This window comes from Streptomyces sp. NPDC025721 (assembly GCF_055558595.1).
Window position 1 is genome coordinate 17,486 of sequence record NZ_JBVHMF010000042.1, and the last position, 16,446, is coordinate 33,931.

General features: G+C 71.4%; 15 protein-coding genes and 2 pseudogenes. 13 read left to right on the forward strand and 4 right to left on the reverse strand.

Annotation, left to right across the window (positions count from 1 at the left end; all coding sequences use genetic code 11):
• Window positions 1-1,491 (reverse strand): FAD-linked oxidase C-terminal domain-containing protein, encoded by a 1,491-nt coding sequence (locus ACZ4EF_RS35065; RefSeq protein ID WP_467508220.1) that lies wholly within the window; start codon window positions 1,489-1,491, stop codon window positions 1-3.
• Window positions 1,492-1,705: 214 nt separating this feature from the next.
• Between ACZ4EF_RS35065 and ACZ4EF_RS35070 the strand changes: the two genes are divergently transcribed.
• The gene (locus ACZ4EF_RS35070; protein ID WP_355335053.1) at window positions 1,706-2,581 is read left to right on the forward strand and encodes a LysR family transcriptional regulator; all 876 of its coding nucleotides are present in this window, start codon (window positions 1,706-1,708) and stop codon (window positions 2,579-2,581) included.
• 75 nt (window positions 2,582-2,656) lie between these two features.
• Window positions 2,657-3,454 carry a hypothetical protein gene (locus ACZ4EF_RS35075; RefSeq protein ID WP_467508222.1) on the forward strand — a complete coding sequence of 266 codons (798 nt, stop codon included), beginning with the start codon at window positions 2,657-2,659 and terminating at the stop codon, window positions 3,452-3,454.
• A 13-nt stretch (window positions 3,455-3,467) separates the two neighbouring features.
• Here ACZ4EF_RS35075 and crcB (ACZ4EF_RS35080) read toward each other — a convergent pair whose 3' ends face one another.
• Entirely contained in the window at window positions 3,468-3,842 is a 375-nt protein-coding gene (gene crcB / locus ACZ4EF_RS35080) for a fluoride efflux transporter CrcB (RefSeq protein WP_402712572.1), read from the reverse strand.
• A complete protein-coding gene (crcB, locus tag ACZ4EF_RS35085) occupies window positions 3,839-4,360 on the reverse strand; it encodes a fluoride efflux transporter CrcB (RefSeq protein WP_467508224.1) in 522 nt (173 codons plus the stop codon). The genes crcB (ACZ4EF_RS35080) and crcB (ACZ4EF_RS35085) overlap by 4 nt, the downstream gene beginning before the upstream one ends.
• Before the next feature lie 218 nt (window positions 4,361-4,578).
• Between crcB (ACZ4EF_RS35085) and ACZ4EF_RS35090 the strand changes: the two genes are divergently transcribed.
• The 4 genes from ACZ4EF_RS35090 to ACZ4EF_RS35105 all read left to right on the forward strand — a co-directional run bounded on the left by ACZ4EF_RS35090 (window position 4,579) and on the right by ACZ4EF_RS35105 (window position 7,446).
• Window positions 4,579-5,040 carry an SRPBCC family protein gene (locus ACZ4EF_RS35090; protein WP_467349880.1) on the forward strand — a complete coding sequence of 154 codons (462 nt, stop codon included), beginning with the start codon at window positions 4,579-4,581 and terminating at the stop codon, window positions 5,038-5,040.
• 87 nt (window positions 5,041-5,127) lie between these two features.
• Window positions 5,128-5,661: a SigE family RNA polymerase sigma factor gene (locus ACZ4EF_RS35095; RefSeq protein WP_355335065.1), complete on the forward strand. Its 534-nt coding sequence runs from the start codon at window positions 5,128-5,130 to the stop codon at window positions 5,659-5,661.
• Entirely contained in the window at window positions 5,654-6,001 is a 348-nt protein-coding gene (locus ACZ4EF_RS35100) for a hypothetical protein (protein ID WP_467508226.1), read from the forward strand. Before ACZ4EF_RS35095 ends, ACZ4EF_RS35100 begins: the two co-directional genes overlap by 8 nt.
• Window positions 6,002-6,138: 137 nt before the next feature.
• Complete coding sequence (locus ACZ4EF_RS35105) at window positions 6,139-7,446, forward strand: mannosyltransferase family protein (protein WP_467508228.1); 1,308 nt, start codon at window positions 6,139-6,141, stop codon at window positions 7,444-7,446.
• A gap of 60 nt (window positions 7,447-7,506) precedes the next feature.
• On the opposite strand, the gene ACZ4EF_RS35110 is transcribed toward ACZ4EF_RS35105, so the two are convergent.
• Window positions 7,507-7,944, reverse strand: a complete 438-nt coding sequence (locus ACZ4EF_RS35110) for a TOBE domain-containing protein (RefSeq protein WP_467508252.1) — start codon at window positions 7,942-7,944, stop codon at window positions 7,507-7,509.
• A gap of 210 nt (window positions 7,945-8,154) precedes the next feature.
• On the opposite strand from ACZ4EF_RS35110, the pseudogene ACZ4EF_RS35115 reads away from it, so the two are divergent.
• The 7 genes and pseudogenes from ACZ4EF_RS35115 to ACZ4EF_RS35145 form a co-directional block, all read left to right on the forward strand.
• A pseudogene (locus ACZ4EF_RS35115) lies at window positions 8,155-8,358 on the forward strand (TOBE domain-containing protein); the annotation flags it as partial.
• Between the two features lie 201 nt (window positions 8,359-8,559).
• Complete coding sequence (locus ACZ4EF_RS35120; protein WP_467508230.1) at window positions 8,560-10,458, forward strand: coagulation factor 5/8 type domain-containing protein; 1,899 nt, start codon at window positions 8,560-8,562, stop codon at window positions 10,456-10,458.
• Between the two features lie 219 nt (window positions 10,459-10,677).
• Window positions 10,678-11,124 carry a hypothetical protein gene (locus ACZ4EF_RS35125; protein WP_467508232.1) on the forward strand — a complete coding sequence of 149 codons (447 nt, stop codon included), beginning with the start codon at window positions 10,678-10,680 and terminating at the stop codon, window positions 11,122-11,124.
• 283 nt (window positions 11,125-11,407) lie between these two features.
• Window positions 11,408-12,640 (forward strand): GAF domain-containing protein, encoded by a 1,233-nt coding sequence (locus ACZ4EF_RS35130; RefSeq protein WP_355335078.1) that lies wholly within the window; start codon window positions 11,408-11,410, stop codon window positions 12,638-12,640.
• Between the two features lie 189 nt (window positions 12,641-12,829).
• Window positions 12,830-14,347: an aldehyde dehydrogenase gene (adh, locus tag ACZ4EF_RS35135; protein ID WP_467508234.1), complete on the forward strand. Its 1,518-nt coding sequence runs from the start codon at window positions 12,830-12,832 to the stop codon at window positions 14,345-14,347.
• 503 nt (window positions 14,348-14,850) lie between these two features.
• Window positions 14,851-15,033, forward strand: a pseudogene (locus ACZ4EF_RS35140) (RHS repeat-associated core domain-containing protein); the annotation flags it as partial.
• A gap of 1,132 nt (window positions 15,034-16,165) precedes the next feature.
• Window positions 16,166-16,411 (forward strand): NUDIX hydrolase, encoded by a 246-nt coding sequence (locus ACZ4EF_RS35145; RefSeq protein ID WP_467508236.1) that lies wholly within the window; start codon window positions 16,166-16,168, stop codon window positions 16,409-16,411.
• Window positions 16,412-16,446: the final 35 nt, after the last annotated feature.

The following is a 16,446-nucleotide window of genomic DNA, read 5'->3' on the forward strand; positions in this document are numbered from 1 at the left end:
TCAGAACACCTCGCCCAGCGCCGGGTCGTGCGTGTCGGCGGCGGTGCGGACGCCGGGGCGCTCCCCGCACAGCCGCGGGGTCGGGAACTGCTTGCCGGGGTTGGCGATGTTGTCGGGGTCGAAGGCGCAGCGGACGAGTTGCATGGTGTCCAGGTCCTCGTCCGTGAACTGCCGGGTCATCCGCGACTTCTTCTCCAGGCCGACGCCGTGTTCCCCGGTGATGGAGCCGCCCGCGTCGACGCACAGGTCGAGGATGGCGAAGCCCAGCTCCTCGGCGGCGTGCGCGGCGCCGGGGACGGTGTCGTCGAAGAGGATGAGGGGGTGCAGATTACCGTCGCCCGCGTGGAAGACGTTGGCGACGCGGATCCCGGCGCGCTCGGCGAGGCGGCCGACCTCGGTGAGGATCTCGGGCAGCCGGGTGCGCGGGATGACGCCGTCCTGGACGTAGTAGGCGGGACTGATCCGGCCGACGGCCGCGAAGGCGGACTTGCGGCCCTTCCACATCAGGGCGCGCTCGGCGGCGTCGCGGGCGATGCGGGTCTCGAACGCGTGTCGCGCGGCGGCCAGTTGCTCGACCTGGACGAATTGTTCGTCCACCTCGACGTGGGGGCCGTCGAGTTCGATGACGAGGACGGCGACCGCGCCCTGCGGGTAACCGCAGTTGACCGCGGCCTCGGCCGCCTCGATGGCGAGGGCGTCCATCATCTCGATGGCCGCGGGCAGGATGCCCGCCGCGATGATGTCGCTGACGGCTCCGGCCGCGTCCTCCACGGTGCGGAAGCCGACGAGCATGGTCTGCACGGATTCGGGCGCCTGGATGGTGCGGACGGTGACCTCGGTGGCGACGCCGAGCGTGCCCTCGCTGCCGACGAACGCGCCGAGCAGGTCGAGGCCCGGGTGTTCGGGCGCGGTGCCCCCGAGGTGCACCACCTCGCCGTCGGGCAGGACGACTTCGGCGCCCATGACGTGGTTGACGGTGAAGCCGTACTTGAGGCAGTGCGCGCCGCCCGCGTTCTCCGCGACATTCCCGCCGATGGAACAGACCTGCTGCGATGACGGGTCGGGCGCGTACGCCTGGCCGTAGGGGGCGGCCTCGCGGGTGACCGACAGGTTGATCACGCCGGGCTCGACGACGACGCGGGCGTTGTCGGGGTCGACGGAGACGATCCGGCGGAGCCTGGACAGCACGATGAGGACGCCGTCGGCGACGGGGACGGCGCCGCCGGACAGCCCTGTACCGGAGCCGCGGGCGACGAACGGGACTCCGGCCTCGGCGCACAGCCGCACGGCCGCCACGACGTCGTCGCGGTGCTCGGCGAGGACGACGACGGCGGGCCGTACCCGGAAGTTGGTCAGGCCGTCGCATTCGTAGGTGCGCAGTTGGGCGGGGTCGGTGAGGACCTTCTCCGCGCCGATGGAGGCGCGCAGCCGGGCCGCGAGCCCTGGCGCCTTGGGCGTGGGCCGGTCCGCGTCGGCCGGGACGGCGGTCATCGCGCACTCCTCCGCTTGATTCCACTCCTCGGTAACTGAATACCGAATGATGGAAGAATGCCGTCGCCTTCCGAGCACGTCAAGGGTGGCGGGTGGCATTCGTCACCCCCGCACGGACCACCCCTCCCGCCCCAGGCGGCCACCGGCCGCGACCGCCGCCGTCCGTCCGGGCTTGGAACAATGGGGCTCGATTCAGCAGCTAGAGTGCTGAATCATGGAACTGCGCCAGCTCGAATACTTCGTGGCGGTCGCCGAGGAGCGGCACTTCACCCGGGCAGCCCAGCGCATGCTGGTCTCCCAGTCCGGGCTGTCCGCCTCGGTGCGCGCGCTGGAGCGCGAGCTGGGCTCGCCGCTGTTCGTCCGCACCACACGCAGCGTCGAACTCACCGGCGCCGGGCGGGCGTTGCTCGTGGAGGCGACCCGTACGCTGGCCGGCGCCCGCGCCGCGCGGGAGGCCGTGGCCGCGGTGCAGGGGCTCCTGCGCGGCACCCTCTCGGTCGGCATCGAGCAGTGCGTGACCATCGACATCGGCGACCTGCTGGCCCGCTTCCGCGCCCGGCACCCCAATGTCGAGGTCCGGCTGCGCCAGGCGGGCTCGACCGTGCTCGCTGGCGACGTGGCCGACGGCCATCTCGACGTCGCCTTCGTGACCCTGCCGGGAGCGCCGCCCGAGGGCGTACGCCTGCTGCCGCTGACCACCGAGCCGATGGTGCTGCTCTGCGACCCCGGCCACCGGCTGGCGGGCGAGCCGCAGGTGAAGTGGGCGGACCTCGACGGCGAGACCTTCGTGGACTTCCACGCCGACTGGGGCGCCCGGCAGCTCACCGACCGGGCCTTCGCCGCCTGCGGCGCCTCCCGCCAGGTCGCCCTCGAGGTGTACGACGTGCACACGGTGATCGACCTGGTCCGCTACGGGCTCGGCATCGCGGTCGTCCCGCGCCCCATCGCCCGCAAGGAGTCGGCCGCGTCGCTGTGCGCCGTGCCGATCACCGGCGCCGAGGACCCGGGCTGGCCGGTCTCCGTCGCCCTGCCCGACGACGACCGGCCAGGACCGGCCGCGCGGGAACTCCTGTCGTACCTGGACCGCTGACCGGATCACGCCCGTCCCCCGTCCGCGCGCCGTGCCCCCGCCATAGGGTGGCCCCAACGCGACGAGGGGGGCGGCGTGATCACCGAGCCCGAGCTGACGGACGGGTCGGGCGACGACCGGCCCGTCGATGTCATCGGCGACGACGACCGGCCGCGGGAGCCGCGCGGCGGACGGCTGTCCGGTGTGCGCCGGCGGCGCGGGCCCTGGGTCTGGGCGCTCGCCGGGGCCGTCGTCGCGTCGGCGGCCTGGGCCGGTGCGCTGCGGGGTGCCGACTACGGCCGTACGGCCCCGCCCGACCTGCACGGATACCGCCTCGCGGATCCGTGCACCGTGGCGGCGCTCCAGCCCCTCGTGGACATGATCGGCCTGTCCTCGATGAGCGAGATCCCCGGACCGATGAACGTCGGCAGGACGCTCGACCACATCGCGTGCCGCCTGGTCGGCAACACGTCGGAGAACGACGGCTGGATCACCTCGTACACCATCTCGGTCAGCGTCGACCTGCACAAGAAGACCGACCCCCGGACGGAATTCGAGGACGGACTGAAGGCGCGGGACGCCGACCCGGCCGAGCCGGCCGCCGGCAGCGGCGTGGTCATGGTCCACGACCCGCGGACGAGCAGGCCGGTCACCGGCCTCGGCGACCGCGCCTTTCTCACCGGTGACTCCACGAGCCAGACCGTGGACGTCCTGCACGGCGGCGCCGTGTTCTCGATCGAGGCCGGCGCCACCGAAGAGTGGATCGGCGCGGGCGAGCGCCCGACGGACGCGGACGGCTCACCCGAACCCCCACCCCATGTCGACACGAAGCGGTTCGGCGCCCAACTGCCCCGCGCCGTACGTCACTTGATGAGCGTGCTGTCGGCGCGCTGACGAACCCCGCGGCTCAGCCCCAGAACGCCTGCGCCAGCGCCGTACCGGCGAAGGCCGCGCCGAGCCCGGCCGCCACGCTCGCCACCGCGTTGGCCGCGGCGAAGAAGCGGGCGCCGCTCTCGGCCAGCCGCAGCGTCTCGTAGGAGAAGGTCGAGTAGGTCGTGAGGGCGCCGCACAGGCCGGTGCCCAGCAGCACCTGGACATGGGACGAGGCGGCGCCCTCGGTGACCGCGCCGGTCACGACGCCGAGGACGAGACAGCCGACGACGTTGACGGTGAAGGTGCCCCAGGGGAAGAGGCTGTCGTGCCGGCTCTGGACCGAGCGGTCGGTGAGGTAGCGCATCGGAGCGCCGACCATGGCCCCGACGATGACCAGCAGCCAGTTCATCGCGCCTCCGCCTCGTCGGCCCGCTCGGCCCGGTCCGCGAGCCGCCCGAGCACCACGTGCCGGGTCGCGGCCGCCACCAGCCACACCGCGGCGAGGGCGGCGAGCAGCGTGAGCGCCAGATACGCGAGCGCGGTAAGGGCCTGCCCGCCGTCGATCAGGGCCCGGATGTCGGTGGCGTAGGTGGAGAAGGTGGTGAAGCCGCCGAGCACGCCGGTGCCGAAGAAGGGCCGCACCAGACGGTGCGTGTTCCAGACGTCGGTGATCAGCACCATGAAGACACCGATGACCGCGCAGCCGACCACGTTGACGGTCAGCGTCGTCCACGGGAAGGTGCCGGAGGCCGTCGGCCAGAGCAGCGCGGCCCCGTAGCGGGCGCACGCGCCGACCGCGCCGCCGACCGCGACCACGGCGACGACCGGGGCCTGGCCCTCGCGCGACGCTTCGCGCTGTGCCGGGTCGTGCAGATCGATGTCGGGGTCCACGGGTTCGTCGGGCGTCACGGGCCGGACTTCTGCCACTTTCGTCTCCTACTCACCGGGCACGCCCAAGCTTGGCGTGCGCGCGTCGCAAGTAGGGACCGTTGACGGCTGTGTCGCCGTGGTTCGGGTACGGCGGGCCCCACCGCCGCGCGGTGCTCCGGGGAGCGCCGCAGACCGCCATGCTACCCGGCGGGGTACGAGGGGCGCGTGGGAGTCTGTCTCCTGCCGGAGCCACGCGACCGCGAGGGAGAGTCCCTGTGCCGACCTACCAGACCTCGATCATCGTCGACGCTCCCGTCGCATGCGTCTGGGAGGTGCTCGTCGCCGTCGAGGACTGGCCCGCTCTCACAGCGTCCATGACCTCCGTCCGCCCGCTCGACGCGGACGGCGCGAGCCGGAGCGGGAGCGCGGACCACGTCGTCGCCGTCGGGCGCCGGTTCGCGGTCGAGCAGCCCAAGTTGCGCAAGGCGGTGTGGACGGTCACGGCGCTGGACGAGGGTTCCCGGTTCTCATGGCGGTCCGCGGTTCCCGGAGTGACCACGAGCGGCGACCACCTGGTCGAGCCGGAGGGCGACGGCACCCGCCTCACCCTGGTGCTCACCCAGCGCGGCGCGCTGTCCGGCCTGGTCGGCCTGGTGGCGGGCGGCCTGACCCGCAGGTACCTGGAGATGGAGGCCCGCGGCCTCAAGGAACGCGCCGAGTCGCCCGCCGCGGAGTAGCGGCCACGGCGCGCCGCCACCTCATGTGGCGGCCGTCACAGCAGATTCTCTCCCGTGGATGTCGACCGGACGTCCAGCCCCAGGCGTATGCGTGATGAGGCCGAAGAGAACTGGGAGCTGTTGTTGACCGCTGAGGAGTTCGAAGAGTTCTACGCCCACGCGGTCAGACGGCTCACCGGTCAGCTCTATGTGATGCTCGGCGATCTGCCGGAGGCGCAGGACGTGGTGCAGGAAGCGTTCGTCAGGGGCTGGAGCCGACGGCGGCAGCTCGCGAGGGACGGCAATCCGGAGGGCTGGATCCGTACGGTCGCCTGGCGGCTCGCGGTCAGCCGCTGGCGCGGCCGTCGGCGCTCGGAGGAGGCGTGGCAGCGGTACGGCGGCCCGCCGTCCGTCGAGGAACCGGGCCCCGGCACGGTCGCCCTGGTCTCCGCGCTGCGCGAACTGCCGCCAGGACAGCGGCGGAGCGTCACCCTGCACTACGTGTGCGACCTGTCCGTCGACCAGATCGCCGCGGAGACCGGTGTGTCCAGCAGCACCGTCAAGACGCACCTGGTCAGGGGCCGGGCCACGCTCGCCCAGCATCTGCCGGAACCGCACGCAGAGGAGCCCCCTGGTGCCTGATACCCACGAGGAGCGCTTGAGGTCCGCGTTCAAGAACGCCGCGGCGGACGGTCACCGCGCGGCGACGCCCGCGCCCCCGGCCGTCGTCCGCGCCCGCGGCGACCGCAAGCGGAGGCAGCGGCTCGCGACGGTCGCCGCGGTGGCCTGCGTCCTGATCGGCGGTACGACCGCGTCGCTGGTCACGCTGCTGTCCGGTGACGGCGGCGCCGTCCCGCCCGCCACGAGCCCGGGGCCCGCCACCACCGGCCCGAACGGCCTCCCGTCGTCGACCGCGACCTCCGACTACCCGGTCCGGACTTACCCGCCGACCGGCACGGTCCACATGACGACAGCCCGCTAAACACTCCCCCCCCCCGTCGCACCCCGCCCCGGCGCACCGGCCGGCCGGGCAGTCCGGCATGCCCGGAACCGCCACCTGTACGTCGTCGCCCACGCGTCGCCCGAGCGGTCCGTGGCAGCCCCCTCAGGAGCACGACCATGCCCAAGAGCGCCTTCTCCCCGCCCGCGACCGCGCCCCGCCCCGTACCGTCCGAGCCGCCGGACCGTACCGTCCCGCTCCGCCACCGGCTCCCGGGGCGTCTGCCGCTCCCCCGCCTCGGCCCCACCGACCGCGCCGTGCTCTGGCTGTACGCGCTCACGCGGGTCGGCGTCTGGACGACCGCGTACTGCACGGGGCGGCTGTTCACCGGCGACGGCAAGGCACAGCGGGCACCCTCGATGATGTCCCGCTGGGAGCAGTGGGACTGGGGCTACTACCTGCACATCGCGCGCGACGGCTACTTCCCGGCGCCGGTGCCGGGAGCCGTTCTCGGCAGCGGCGCGGCCACACCCGACAACCGCGAGGCGTTCTTCCCCGGCTTCCCGCTGCTGCTGCGCGCCGTGCACCTGCTGATACGCGACTGGACCGCCGCGGGGCTGCTGATCTCGTTCGTGGCGGGGGCCGTCGCCGTGCTGTCGCTGGCCCGGATCGCCGCGCTGGACGGCCGGTCCGCGCGTACGTCCGTAGCCGGGCGCGGCGCGGACCGGCTCCCGGACGACGGGAACGGCACCGGATCGCGCGCCGTGCTCTTCCTGCTGCTCTCCCCCTGCGCGGTCTTCCTCGCCGCCGGGTACACCGAGGCGCTGTTCCTCGCCTTCGCGCTGCCCTGCTGGCTGGCCGCCAAGCGCGGGAACTGGCCGCTCGCCGCCGCGCTGGCCGCCGGCGCGACCACCGTCCGGATCAGCGGCCTGTTCCTCGGCGCCGCGCTCGTCGCCCAGCTCCTGACCTCCGGGCCGCTGACCAAACGGCTGCGGCTGCTGCACTGGCCGGCGCTCTCCGCGCTGCCCGCGCTCGTCTACGCCTGGTATCTGCACGCGCGCACCGGCGACTGGATGGCCTGGAAGCACGCGGAGGAACGCGGCTGGTACCGGACGTTCCACTCGCCGTGGCAGGCGTGGCGGCACACCTGGGACGGCGCCTTCGACCACACGCAGGCCACGCCGTACGCGCTGCTGTTCCAGTTCGAACTCGTCGCCATGGCGGTCGGTCTGGCGCTGCTCTGCCTGCTGCTCAAGCGGCACCGCTGGCCGGAGGCCGTCTACCTCGGGCTCAGCCTGTGGGCGCTGGGCACCTCGTACTGGTACATGTCCGTGCCGCGCGCCTCACTGCTGTGGTGGCCGCTGTGGACGGGGCTGGCCGCCTGGAGCGTACGGCGCCCCTGGCTGACCACGGCGTACGTGTGCGTCGCCGCGCCGCTGGCCACCGTCCTCACGGTCGCCTTCACCTCGGGACGGTGGGCGGGCTGACACCAGCGGGCGCGACGACACGCTGAGGCGCGACGGTGGCGCGGACGAAGGCGCGGCGGATCAGACCCGGTCGATGTGCACGTTCGTGGACTTCACGCGGGCGGTGGCCTGCATCCCGACCTCCAGGCCCAGTTCCTCGACGGCCTCGCGGGTCAGCAGGGACACCAGCCGGTGCGGCCCGGCCTGGATCTCCACCTGGGCAGCGACGTCGCCGAGCTTCACGGCGGTGACGATGCCGGGGAAGGCGTTGCGGACCGAGGTGTACGAGGCGTCCTCGTCCGCGCTGTCGGACTGCGCGATCTCGACGGAGAACGCGGCCAGGTCACGGCCGTCGATGAGCCTGCGGCCGTTGTCGTCGCGGTGGGTGGCGACCCGGCCGCCGTCCGCCCAGCGACGGACCGTGTCGGGGCTGACGCCCAGGAGCCGCGCGGCCTGGCCGATCGTGTAGGACTGCATGGGGAAGACAATAAGCGCAGCCCGCCGCCCGGCCCCGCACACCACGGGCGACGACACGGCGGCCCCTCAATGGACTCCGACCGACTCCGGCGGACGCCAGAGGCGGGCGGCACGGGGGCGGGCGCAGGCGGCGGCGACTCGGCGGACGCGCCGTGCCGGTTCGCGCCCCGGCGCGCGTACGGCGCCCGGTTAGAGTGCCAGAGCCGCACCCGGCAAATCCGACATTCCATACGGAGATCGAGGCGTATCCCCATGAGCCTGAGCATCCGCAACCAACTTCCCGGCACCGTCGCGTCCGTGACCCCCGGCGAGGTGATGGCGACCGTCAAGGTACGGCTGGACGGCGGCCAGGACATCACCGCCGCGATCACCAAGGACGCGGCCATCGACCTCCGACTCGCCCAGGGCACCGCCGTCACCGCCCTGATCAAGTCGACGGAGATCTCGCTCGCGACTGTCTGACGACCCGTCCGCCGGTGGTCTTGGCGGCACTCCTGAGGCCAGTGGTGTGCTGGTGAACCCGGTGGAGTCACCAGCCGATTCGCTGCGAGAGAGCGCTCTCTTCGTGCTTGACACCCAGTCGCGCGGCCCGCGAGGGTACGTCTCCAAGAGAGCGCTCTCAATTCCCCCCTCGCCGTCAGAAGGTGGTCGTAGCTCATGTCTTCGTTCAGGGCCGCAGACAGTGCACTTCCCAACTCGCAGCAGCCGCAGGCGCCATCGCAGTCGCAGCACATATCCGGGGAGCGCGGCGGTCTGAGCCGCCGTTCGCTGATCGCCACGGCCGCTTTCGCCGGTGTGGTGCCGTTGGCGGGTGCCGCGACCCCCGCCGCGGCGCGGTCGGCCGGCGCGCACTCCCCCGGCTCCCACTCCCCCGGCGGCCACTCGCCGTCCACGGAACCCGACTTCGGCCCGAACGTCACCGTCTTCGACCCGAGCATGCCCGCCGCCGACATCCAGGCCGCGCTGGACGCGGCCACCGCCGTACAGGTCGCCAACGAATTCGGCACGCAGCGCTACGCCTTCCTCTTCAAGCCGGGCACGTACGACGTCGACGCGCAACTCGGCTACTACACCTCGGTCGCGGGCCTCGGGCTGTCGCCCGACGACGTGACCATCAACGGCGCGGTGCGCGTCGAGGGGCAGGCGCAGCCGGGCGGCGGCGACAGCGCGCTCACCAACTTCTGGCGCTCGGCGGAGAATCTGGCGGTCAACCCGACCGACGGCATCAACTGGTGGGCGGTGTCGCAGGCCGCGCCGCTGCGCCGGGTGCACATCCGCGGCCAGCTCTTCCTCTTCCCCCGGCAGGGCGGTTACTCCAGCGGCGGCTTCATCGCCGACTCGGTGGTGGACGGGCAGGTGATCAACGCCTCGCAGCAGCAGTGGCTGACGCGGGACAGCTCGGTCGGCTCCTGGTCCAACGGCGTGTGGAACCAGGTCTTCGCGGGTGTCGTCGGCGCCCCCGAGCAGTCCTTCCCCGACCCGCCGTACACGACGCTGGCCACCAGCCCGCTCAGCCGCGAGAAGCCCTTCCTGTACGTCGACTCGGCGGGCCGTTACCGGGTGTTCCTGCCGTCGCTGCGGCACGGTGCGGTCGGCGCGTCCTGGTCCGGCGGTACGACCGAGGGCACCTCGGTCCCCATCGACCGGTTCTTCATCGCCAAGCCCACGGACTCGGTGCGCGCCATCAACCGCGCGCTGGCGCAGGGCAAGCACCTGCTCCTGACGCCGGGCGTCTACCGGCTGGCGGAGTCCATCAAGGTCAAGTGGTCGGGCACGGTGGTGCTCGGCCTGGGCTTCCCCACCCTCACGCCGGTCGGCGGAGCGGTGCCGATGACGGTCGCGGACGTCAAGGGCGTCCGCGTCGCGGGGCTGCTCTTCGACGCGGGGAAGACCAACTCCCCCGCCCTGCTGGAGGTCGGCAGCAGGCGCGGCGGCCGTACGGACCCGCGCGACCCGACCTCGCTCCAGGACGTGTTCTTCCGGATCGGCGGCGCGGGCGCGGGCAAGGCCACCACGAGCCTGGTCGTCAACAGCGACAATGTGCTGCTCGACCACATCTGGGCCTGGCGCGCGGACCACGGTACGGGCGTCGGCTGGACGGTGAACACCGCGGAGACCGGCGTGGTCGTCAACGGTGACCACGTCCTGGCCACCGGCCTGTTCGTGGAGCACTACCAGAAGTACAACGTCATCTGGAACGGCGACCACGGCCGGACGGTCATGTTCCAGAACGAGTTGCCGTACGACCCGCCGAATCAGGCCGCCTACGGGCATCACGGCGTCGTGGGCTGGGCCGCGTACAAGGTGGCGGATTCGGTCCGGCACCACGAGGGCTGGGGTCTTGGCAGCTACTGCTTCTTCAACGTGGACCCGACGATCCACAACGCCCACAGCTTCGAGGTGCCCGACCGGCCGGGCGTACGGTTCCACGACCTGCTGACCGTCTCGCTCAACGGAGACGGCGTGATCGACCACGTCATCAACGACTACGGCGCGGCGGCGCAGGGCTCGGCGACGGTCCCGGTGGACGTGGTGAGCTACCCGCCGACGCACTGACGCCGCGCGCACGCCCCGGTGGCAGGCGGTGACGCGTGGTGACGGGTCCCGGTGACGCGCCGCGTCACCGGGGCCGCGCGTGCGGCGGGTGCGGCGGGCGATCGGCGGCCGGTACGGGCGGGACGTATGCGATATCGGCGGCCGATACGGGCGGGACGTATGTGATGCCGTCCGGCGGGTAGCCGAGGGGTACGCAGCTCACCATCGGAGGTGACCGCAATGCTGATCCTGGGATTGCTGCTCCTGGCCGGTGCCGGTGCTTTCACCGGCCTCGCCATCGCCGACAACACGTCGGGAGGTCCCGAGTACAACGTGTCGGTGCTCGGGCACTCCATCGCGACCATGAACACCCTTCAGATCTTCTGCGCCGGTCTGGCGCTCGCCCTGATCTTCTGCCTCGGCGCCGCGATGGCGATGGGCGGCGGAGTGAGCCACCGGCGCAAGTCCCGCAAGCTCACCGAGGCCCGCAGGGCCGCGAAGGACAACGCCAGGGAACGTGACGCGCTGGCGGCCCGGTTGGGCACGGCGGACACCACGGCCGCACCGGCCGGGGACACCGGGACCGACTACGCATACGGCGGTTCCACGGCGGCCGACAGCGCCGACGGTTCCGAGACGGCGGCCGCACCGCGGCACCGTCACGCGCGGCACCTGTTCGGCCACTGACCGACCGCGGTCCTCGGATGCCGTGAGGGCGGCGCCCCGTGACACGGGGCGCCGCCCTCCGTCGCGTCCTGGGAGCCGTACGAGGCGCACGAGCGGTACGAGCGGCCCGTGCCGTTCTGTTGCCGACCGGACTCGAACGCGGTGCGGACTGCCGCGAACAGCCTTCCTGCGGGCGAGGTGTCCGATTATGATGCGGATCACGCCGCCTCCCCTACGAGGTGGCACCCGGCAGTGCCCGGACATCCATGTCGACGACGAAGACGACACAGAAGTCGGGAAGGCCATGGCAGAGCAGGGTGCGCTCCAGCACCGCAGGACCGTACTGGAAAACGAATGGGCCCGCCGCGTACCGCAGTTGAGGTCGGCGGGGGGCTATCCGGCGGGCCCGGCTCCGCTGCGCCGTGAGGTCACCGACTCCTGGGTGCGCAGCGTCGGCACGGTGGATCCCGCGCGGGACAGCGCGCCGGTCTCCGAGGACGGCGCGGTCCATCCGCGGTGGAAGGGTTCGCCGCTGCGCGCGCCGGTCGCCGACCTGTCGGGGGAACTGCACAGCATCGCCGAGGACGCGGGTTTCGTCGCGGCGGTGACCGACGAGTCCGGCACGATCCTGTGGACGTGCGGCGGCAGGCTGATGCGGCGCAGGGCGGAGCGGGTCAATTTCGCGCCGGGCGGGCGGTGGGACGAGCGCGCGATGGGCACCAACGCGCTGTCCCTGGCGCTGCGCACCGGCCGCCCGAGCACGGTCTTCTCCGCCGAGCACCTGGTCGCGGCCCTGCACGGCTGGGTCTGTTACTGCGCGCCCATCCACGCCCCCGACGGCCGGGTGCTGGGCGTCCTCGACCTCTCCACCACCTGGGACCGCTCGCACCCGCTGGCCCTGCCGACCGTACGCACCCTGGCCTCCGCCATCGAGGCCCGGCTGCTGGACGGCGCTCCGGAGCCGCAGCGCCCCGCCGGTCTCGAACTGCGCTGCCTCGGCACGGCGCAGGCCAGCAGCGACGGTGAGCCGCTGCATCTGCCGCCGCGCCAACTGGAGATCCTGACGCTGCTCGCCCTGGAGCCCGAGGGCTTCGCGCCCGACCGGCTGCGGGCGTCGCTGTACGGCGACCGCTGCGTGACCGCGTCCACGTTCAAGGCCGAACTGTCGCATCTGCGGCGCGCGCTGAACGGCGGGGTGGCGACCAGGCGGTACGCGCTGACGGTGCCGGTGAGCTGTGACGCGGCCGAGGTGCTGCGGGCGCTGGAGTGCGGTGACATCGCGGCGGCCGTCGGCCACTACCGCGGGCCGCTGCTGCCGATGTCGGAGGCGCCGGGGATCGTGGCCTGGCGCGAGCACCTGGAAGTGGTGGTCCGCGAGGCGGTACTCGCCGACACCCGCCCCGAGCACGCGCTGCGGTACGGGGAGCGGGCGCCGTACGACGCAGCCGTGCACGAGCACGCGCTGCGGCTGCTCGGTCCCGGCGACGCGCGGCGCGGGATCGCGGCGAGCCGGCTGAACGCGGCGCTGCGGAGCTGACGCGACGGTCTCCGGCCGTGCGGGAAGCGGCGTCCGCGCGCCCCGGTGTCCGCACAGGCCCCGCGCCGCCAACCTTGCGTGCCCCGGTGTCCGCACAGGCCCCGCGGCGCCAACCTTTTGCCAACCTCGGGCCACCACAGTGAGTGCTGACACCGTAACCCGCACACCGGTACACCGAGGAGCGCCGCCATGGTCTACGCGCAGCCAGGCACCGAGGGCAGCATCGTCAGCTTCGCCCAGCGGTACGACAACTTCATCGGGGGCGACTGGGTCGCACCGGCCGAGGGACAGTATTTCGACAACCCGTCCCCGGTGACCGGTGAGACCTTCTGCCAGGTCGCGCGGTCCACCGCGCCGGACATCGAGCTGGCCCTGGACGCCGCGCACGCGGCCGCCGGTCCGTGGGGCCGCACCTCGGCCACGGAGCGGGCGAACATCCTCAACAAGATCGCCGACCGGATCGAGGAGAACCTCGAACGGCTGGCGGTGGCCGAGACGTGGGAGAACGGCAAGCCGGTCCGCGAGACGCTGGCCGCCGACCTGCCGCTGGCGGTGGACCACTTCCGCTACTTCGCGGGAGCGCTGCGCGCCCAGGAGGGCAGCATCTCGGAGATCGACGCCGACACCGTCGCGTACCACTACCACGAGCCGTTGGGCGTGGTCGGCCAGATCATCCCGTGGAACTTCCCGATCCTGATGGCCACATGGAAGCTCGCGCCGGCGCTGGCGGCGGGCAACTGCGTGGTCATCAAGCCCGCCGAGCAGACCCCGGTCAGCCTGCTGGTCGTCATCGAGCTGATCGCCGACCTGCTGCCCGCCGGTGTGCTCAACGTCGTCAACGGATTCGGCGTGGAGGCGGGCAAGCCGCTCGCGTCGAGCCCGCGGGTGGCGAAGGTGGCCTTCACCGGTGAGACCACAACCGGGCGGCTGATCATGCAGTACGCCAGCGAGAACATCATCCCGGTGACGCTGGAGCTGGGCGGCAAGAGCCCGAACATCTTCCTGCCGGACGTGATGGCCGCGGACGACGACTACCTCGACAAGGCGATCGAGGGCTTCGTGATGTTCGCCCTCAACCAGGGCGAGGTCTGCACCTGCCCGTCCCGCGCGCTGATCCACTCCTCGATCTACGACGAGTTCATGGCCCGGTGTCTGGAGCGGACCCGCGCCATCGTCGGCGGCAACCCGCTGGACCCGGCGACCATGCTCGGCGCCCAGGCCAGCAACGACCAGTACGAGAAGATCCTGTCGTACTTCGACATCGGCAAGCAGGAGGGCGCCGAGGTCCTGACCGGCGGCACCAGCCGTACCGTCCCCGGCCTGGAGGGCGGCTTCTACATCGAGCCGACGATCTTCCGCGGCACCAACAACATGCGGATCTTCCAGGAGGAGATCTTCGGCCCGGTTGTCTCGGTCACCACCTTCGACTCCACCGACGAGGCCCTCAAACTCGCCAACGACACCCTGTACGGCCTCGGCGCGGGCGTCTGGACCCGCGACGGCAATACCGCCTACCGGCTCGGCCGCGAGATCAAGGCGGGCCGCGTCTGGACCAACTGCTACCACGCCTACCCGGCCCACGCGGCCTTCGGCGGCTACAAGAATTCCGGCATCGGCCGCGAGAACCACAAGATGATGCTCGAGCACTACCAGCAGACCAAGAACCTCTTGGTCTCGTACTCCCCGAAGAAGCTCGGCTTCTTCTAGACTCCTCAAATATGTCGCCTGACCTGGCCTTTCGCCAGGTCGGGCGCCGCCTCGGGGACCTCAGCGCCGTCGGGGTACGGCGCCCGATGTTCTCCCGATATCTCCCCCTGGTTTCCGACCTCTGACCAGCTGTCCCGGTCTATCTCCGGACCGGGCCGCCCAAGGCCCGCCGTCGACGGTCTCCGCCATCTACCCCCAGAGCCGCACCGATTCCTCGATGCGACCGTCGGCGTAGTCCTGCGCTCCAGCAAGGAACGTGGCGCAGCAGCTGAACATGACCTGGACGCCCGGCCCTTCGGGCGCCCTCGGCAGGATCACCGCCGGAGGCCAGCCAGAAAGAGATGCCCGCGTCCCGAAGGTCATACGGCCGCTTCCCGAGTATCAAGACCTACGTTGTTCGCCCCCGAGCCAGCCATAGCGAACGGCGGCAGGGGTATATTGCGAGTTTCCATCCACGGCATTGACGGCGATCTGGACGTCATCACGGGTTCTTCCGGGTACGCCCCTACGATCCGGCATCTGGACGATTCCTGCAAAATGATCCGGTCGCCGACGGCTCGCCGAATCGCTACAGATATCCTGCCAATCCGCTGACGATGTATGATCTCAACGGTCAGTCCTGCCTTGGCAAAATGCGCAAAGCTTGGAAAATCCTCAAGTGCGCCAGCGCCATGGCCTTGTCGTAGCATCACTGTGGCTGCCCGCCGCCAAGATCCTGAAAATCAAGCGCGCGATTCGGGGACTGGGGGGTGTAGAAAATGCCGCTCGCCTCATCGTCGGAGCAACAAGCGTTCGATCGCTAAAATCGGGATCACATTCGGGGTCAGCATCCCGGATGTCGATTCAATTCTGAGCAACTGCAAGTAGCGGCACTTGCGGGGCGGACACAGAAGAGACTGCACCCGCCCCACCATCGGAGTTCACCAAACCAGGTGGGAATACCATTCGCAACAATAGAAATTGCGATCGGTTGCAGCCTCGACGTAGTGCGTGCGTGTGCGCGCAGCCCGACAGGCGGTAGGCGTCGCCCGCGCGCAGGGCGCAGGCGGGCCCGCCGAAGACGTCGAGCTGGCGGCGCTGGGGCCAGGAGGTCCCGACGAGTCCGGTGCGAAGGTGTCCTGTGACCGGGTTCGTCTGGCCTTTGACGGTCCACAGGTGGGTGTCGCCGTGGCAGAGTTCCGATTCGGGCAGGTCCAGCTCAGGTACCCGCTGCCGGAAGCGGTCGAGGGACTCGACCAAGCGAAGGCAGTTGGCGCACATACGGGAAGCCGATGAGGGGCGCGCAGCAAGCGCCTTGCCGCAATAGCCCATCAGGTGGCCGGGAATCGGCTGGTAGGCGGCGCGCAAGGGTCAGCTGTCAGTCGCCACGGACGACCGTGAGGTGGCCTTCGGGGTCTGCTGCACGTTTGGCTGACAGGTCAGGTCAAGATGTCACCCAATCGTGCGGCAGACCCAACTGCCAGAGCTCGGCATCACCACCGCCATAGCAAGCGTCCTGGCCCAATGAGCCCGGCACACCCACAGCCGTGTCAGCTCCATCGCACCCGAAGGACCACGTCGTACAGTTCCGTCTGTTCCGTATCGAGTTACCGCCCGGAGCACGCTCCGACATTGGCCCCCCAACTACCGGCAGCGTCAAACCGGTCCAAGGATAGCCACCCCCACTAGCCGGCAGTGTCACGTCGGCCGGTAACCGATGGCCGCGCCGCCCACGCGGCGCGGCCATCCCCACCCAAACGAATACGGGAGGATCGCCTCGATGCCTGCACGCTGCCACGGCGCCACCAGCCGTCTCCTCACCACTGCCGCCGGTTCACCATGACCGGGACACACACCACCGCTGCGGGTCTGCGCCCTGGGCACGAGCCATCGGTCGCCCCCGCCGTGATCCTTCATGACGGGTGCGTGCTCCTGGTGCGCCGCACGGTTCCGGAGGGCACGTTGCTGTGGCAGTTCCCCGCCGGACGCATCGAGCCCGGCGAAACCCCGCAGCATGCGGCGGTCCGCGAGACCGGCGAAGAAACGGGAGTATGCGCGACCGCGATTCGGTCCCTGGGCTATTGAACCTGAACGGGTGTTGTCGGGGAGCGGTGTGCATC

Excerpts from the sequence above, each read along its gene's own strand:
- ACZ4EF_RS35065 (WP_467508220.1), bottom strand. The coding sequence starts at position 1,491 with ATGACCGCCGTCCCGGCCGACGCGGACCGGCCCACGCCCAAGGCGCCA.
- ACZ4EF_RS35095 (WP_355335065.1), top strand. The coding sequence starts at position 5,128 with ATGCGTGATGAGGCCGAAGAGAACTGGGAGCTGTTGTTGACCGCTGAG.
- ACZ4EF_RS35130 (WP_355335078.1), top strand. The coding sequence starts at position 11,408 with ATGGCAGAGCAGGGTGCGCTCCAGCACCGCAGGACCGTACTGGAAAAC.
- ACZ4EF_RS35125 (WP_467508232.1), top strand. The coding sequence starts at position 10,678 with ATGCTGATCCTGGGATTGCTGCTCCTGGCCGGTGCCGGTGCTTTCACC.
- ACZ4EF_RS35120 (WP_467508230.1), top strand. The coding sequence starts at position 8,560 with ATGTCTTCGTTCAGGGCCGCAGACAGTGCACTTCCCAACTCGCAGCAG.
- ACZ4EF_RS35145 (WP_467508236.1), top strand. The coding sequence starts at position 16,166 with ATGACCGGGACACACACCACCGCTGCGGGTCTGCGCCCTGGGCACGAG.
- crcB (WP_402712572.1), bottom strand. The coding sequence starts at position 3,842 with ATGAACTGGCTGCTGGTCATCGTCGGGGCCATGGTCGGCGCTCCGATG.
- adh (WP_467508234.1), top strand. The coding sequence starts at position 12,830 with ATGGTCTACGCGCAGCCAGGCACCGAGGGCAGCATCGTCAGCTTCGCC.
- ACZ4EF_RS35070 (WP_355335053.1), top strand. The coding sequence starts at position 1,706 with ATGGAACTGCGCCAGCTCGAATACTTCGTGGCGGTCGCCGAGGAGCGG.
- ACZ4EF_RS35105 (WP_467508228.1), top strand. The coding sequence starts at position 6,139 with ATGCCCAAGAGCGCCTTCTCCCCGCCCGCGACCGCGCCCCGCCCCGTA.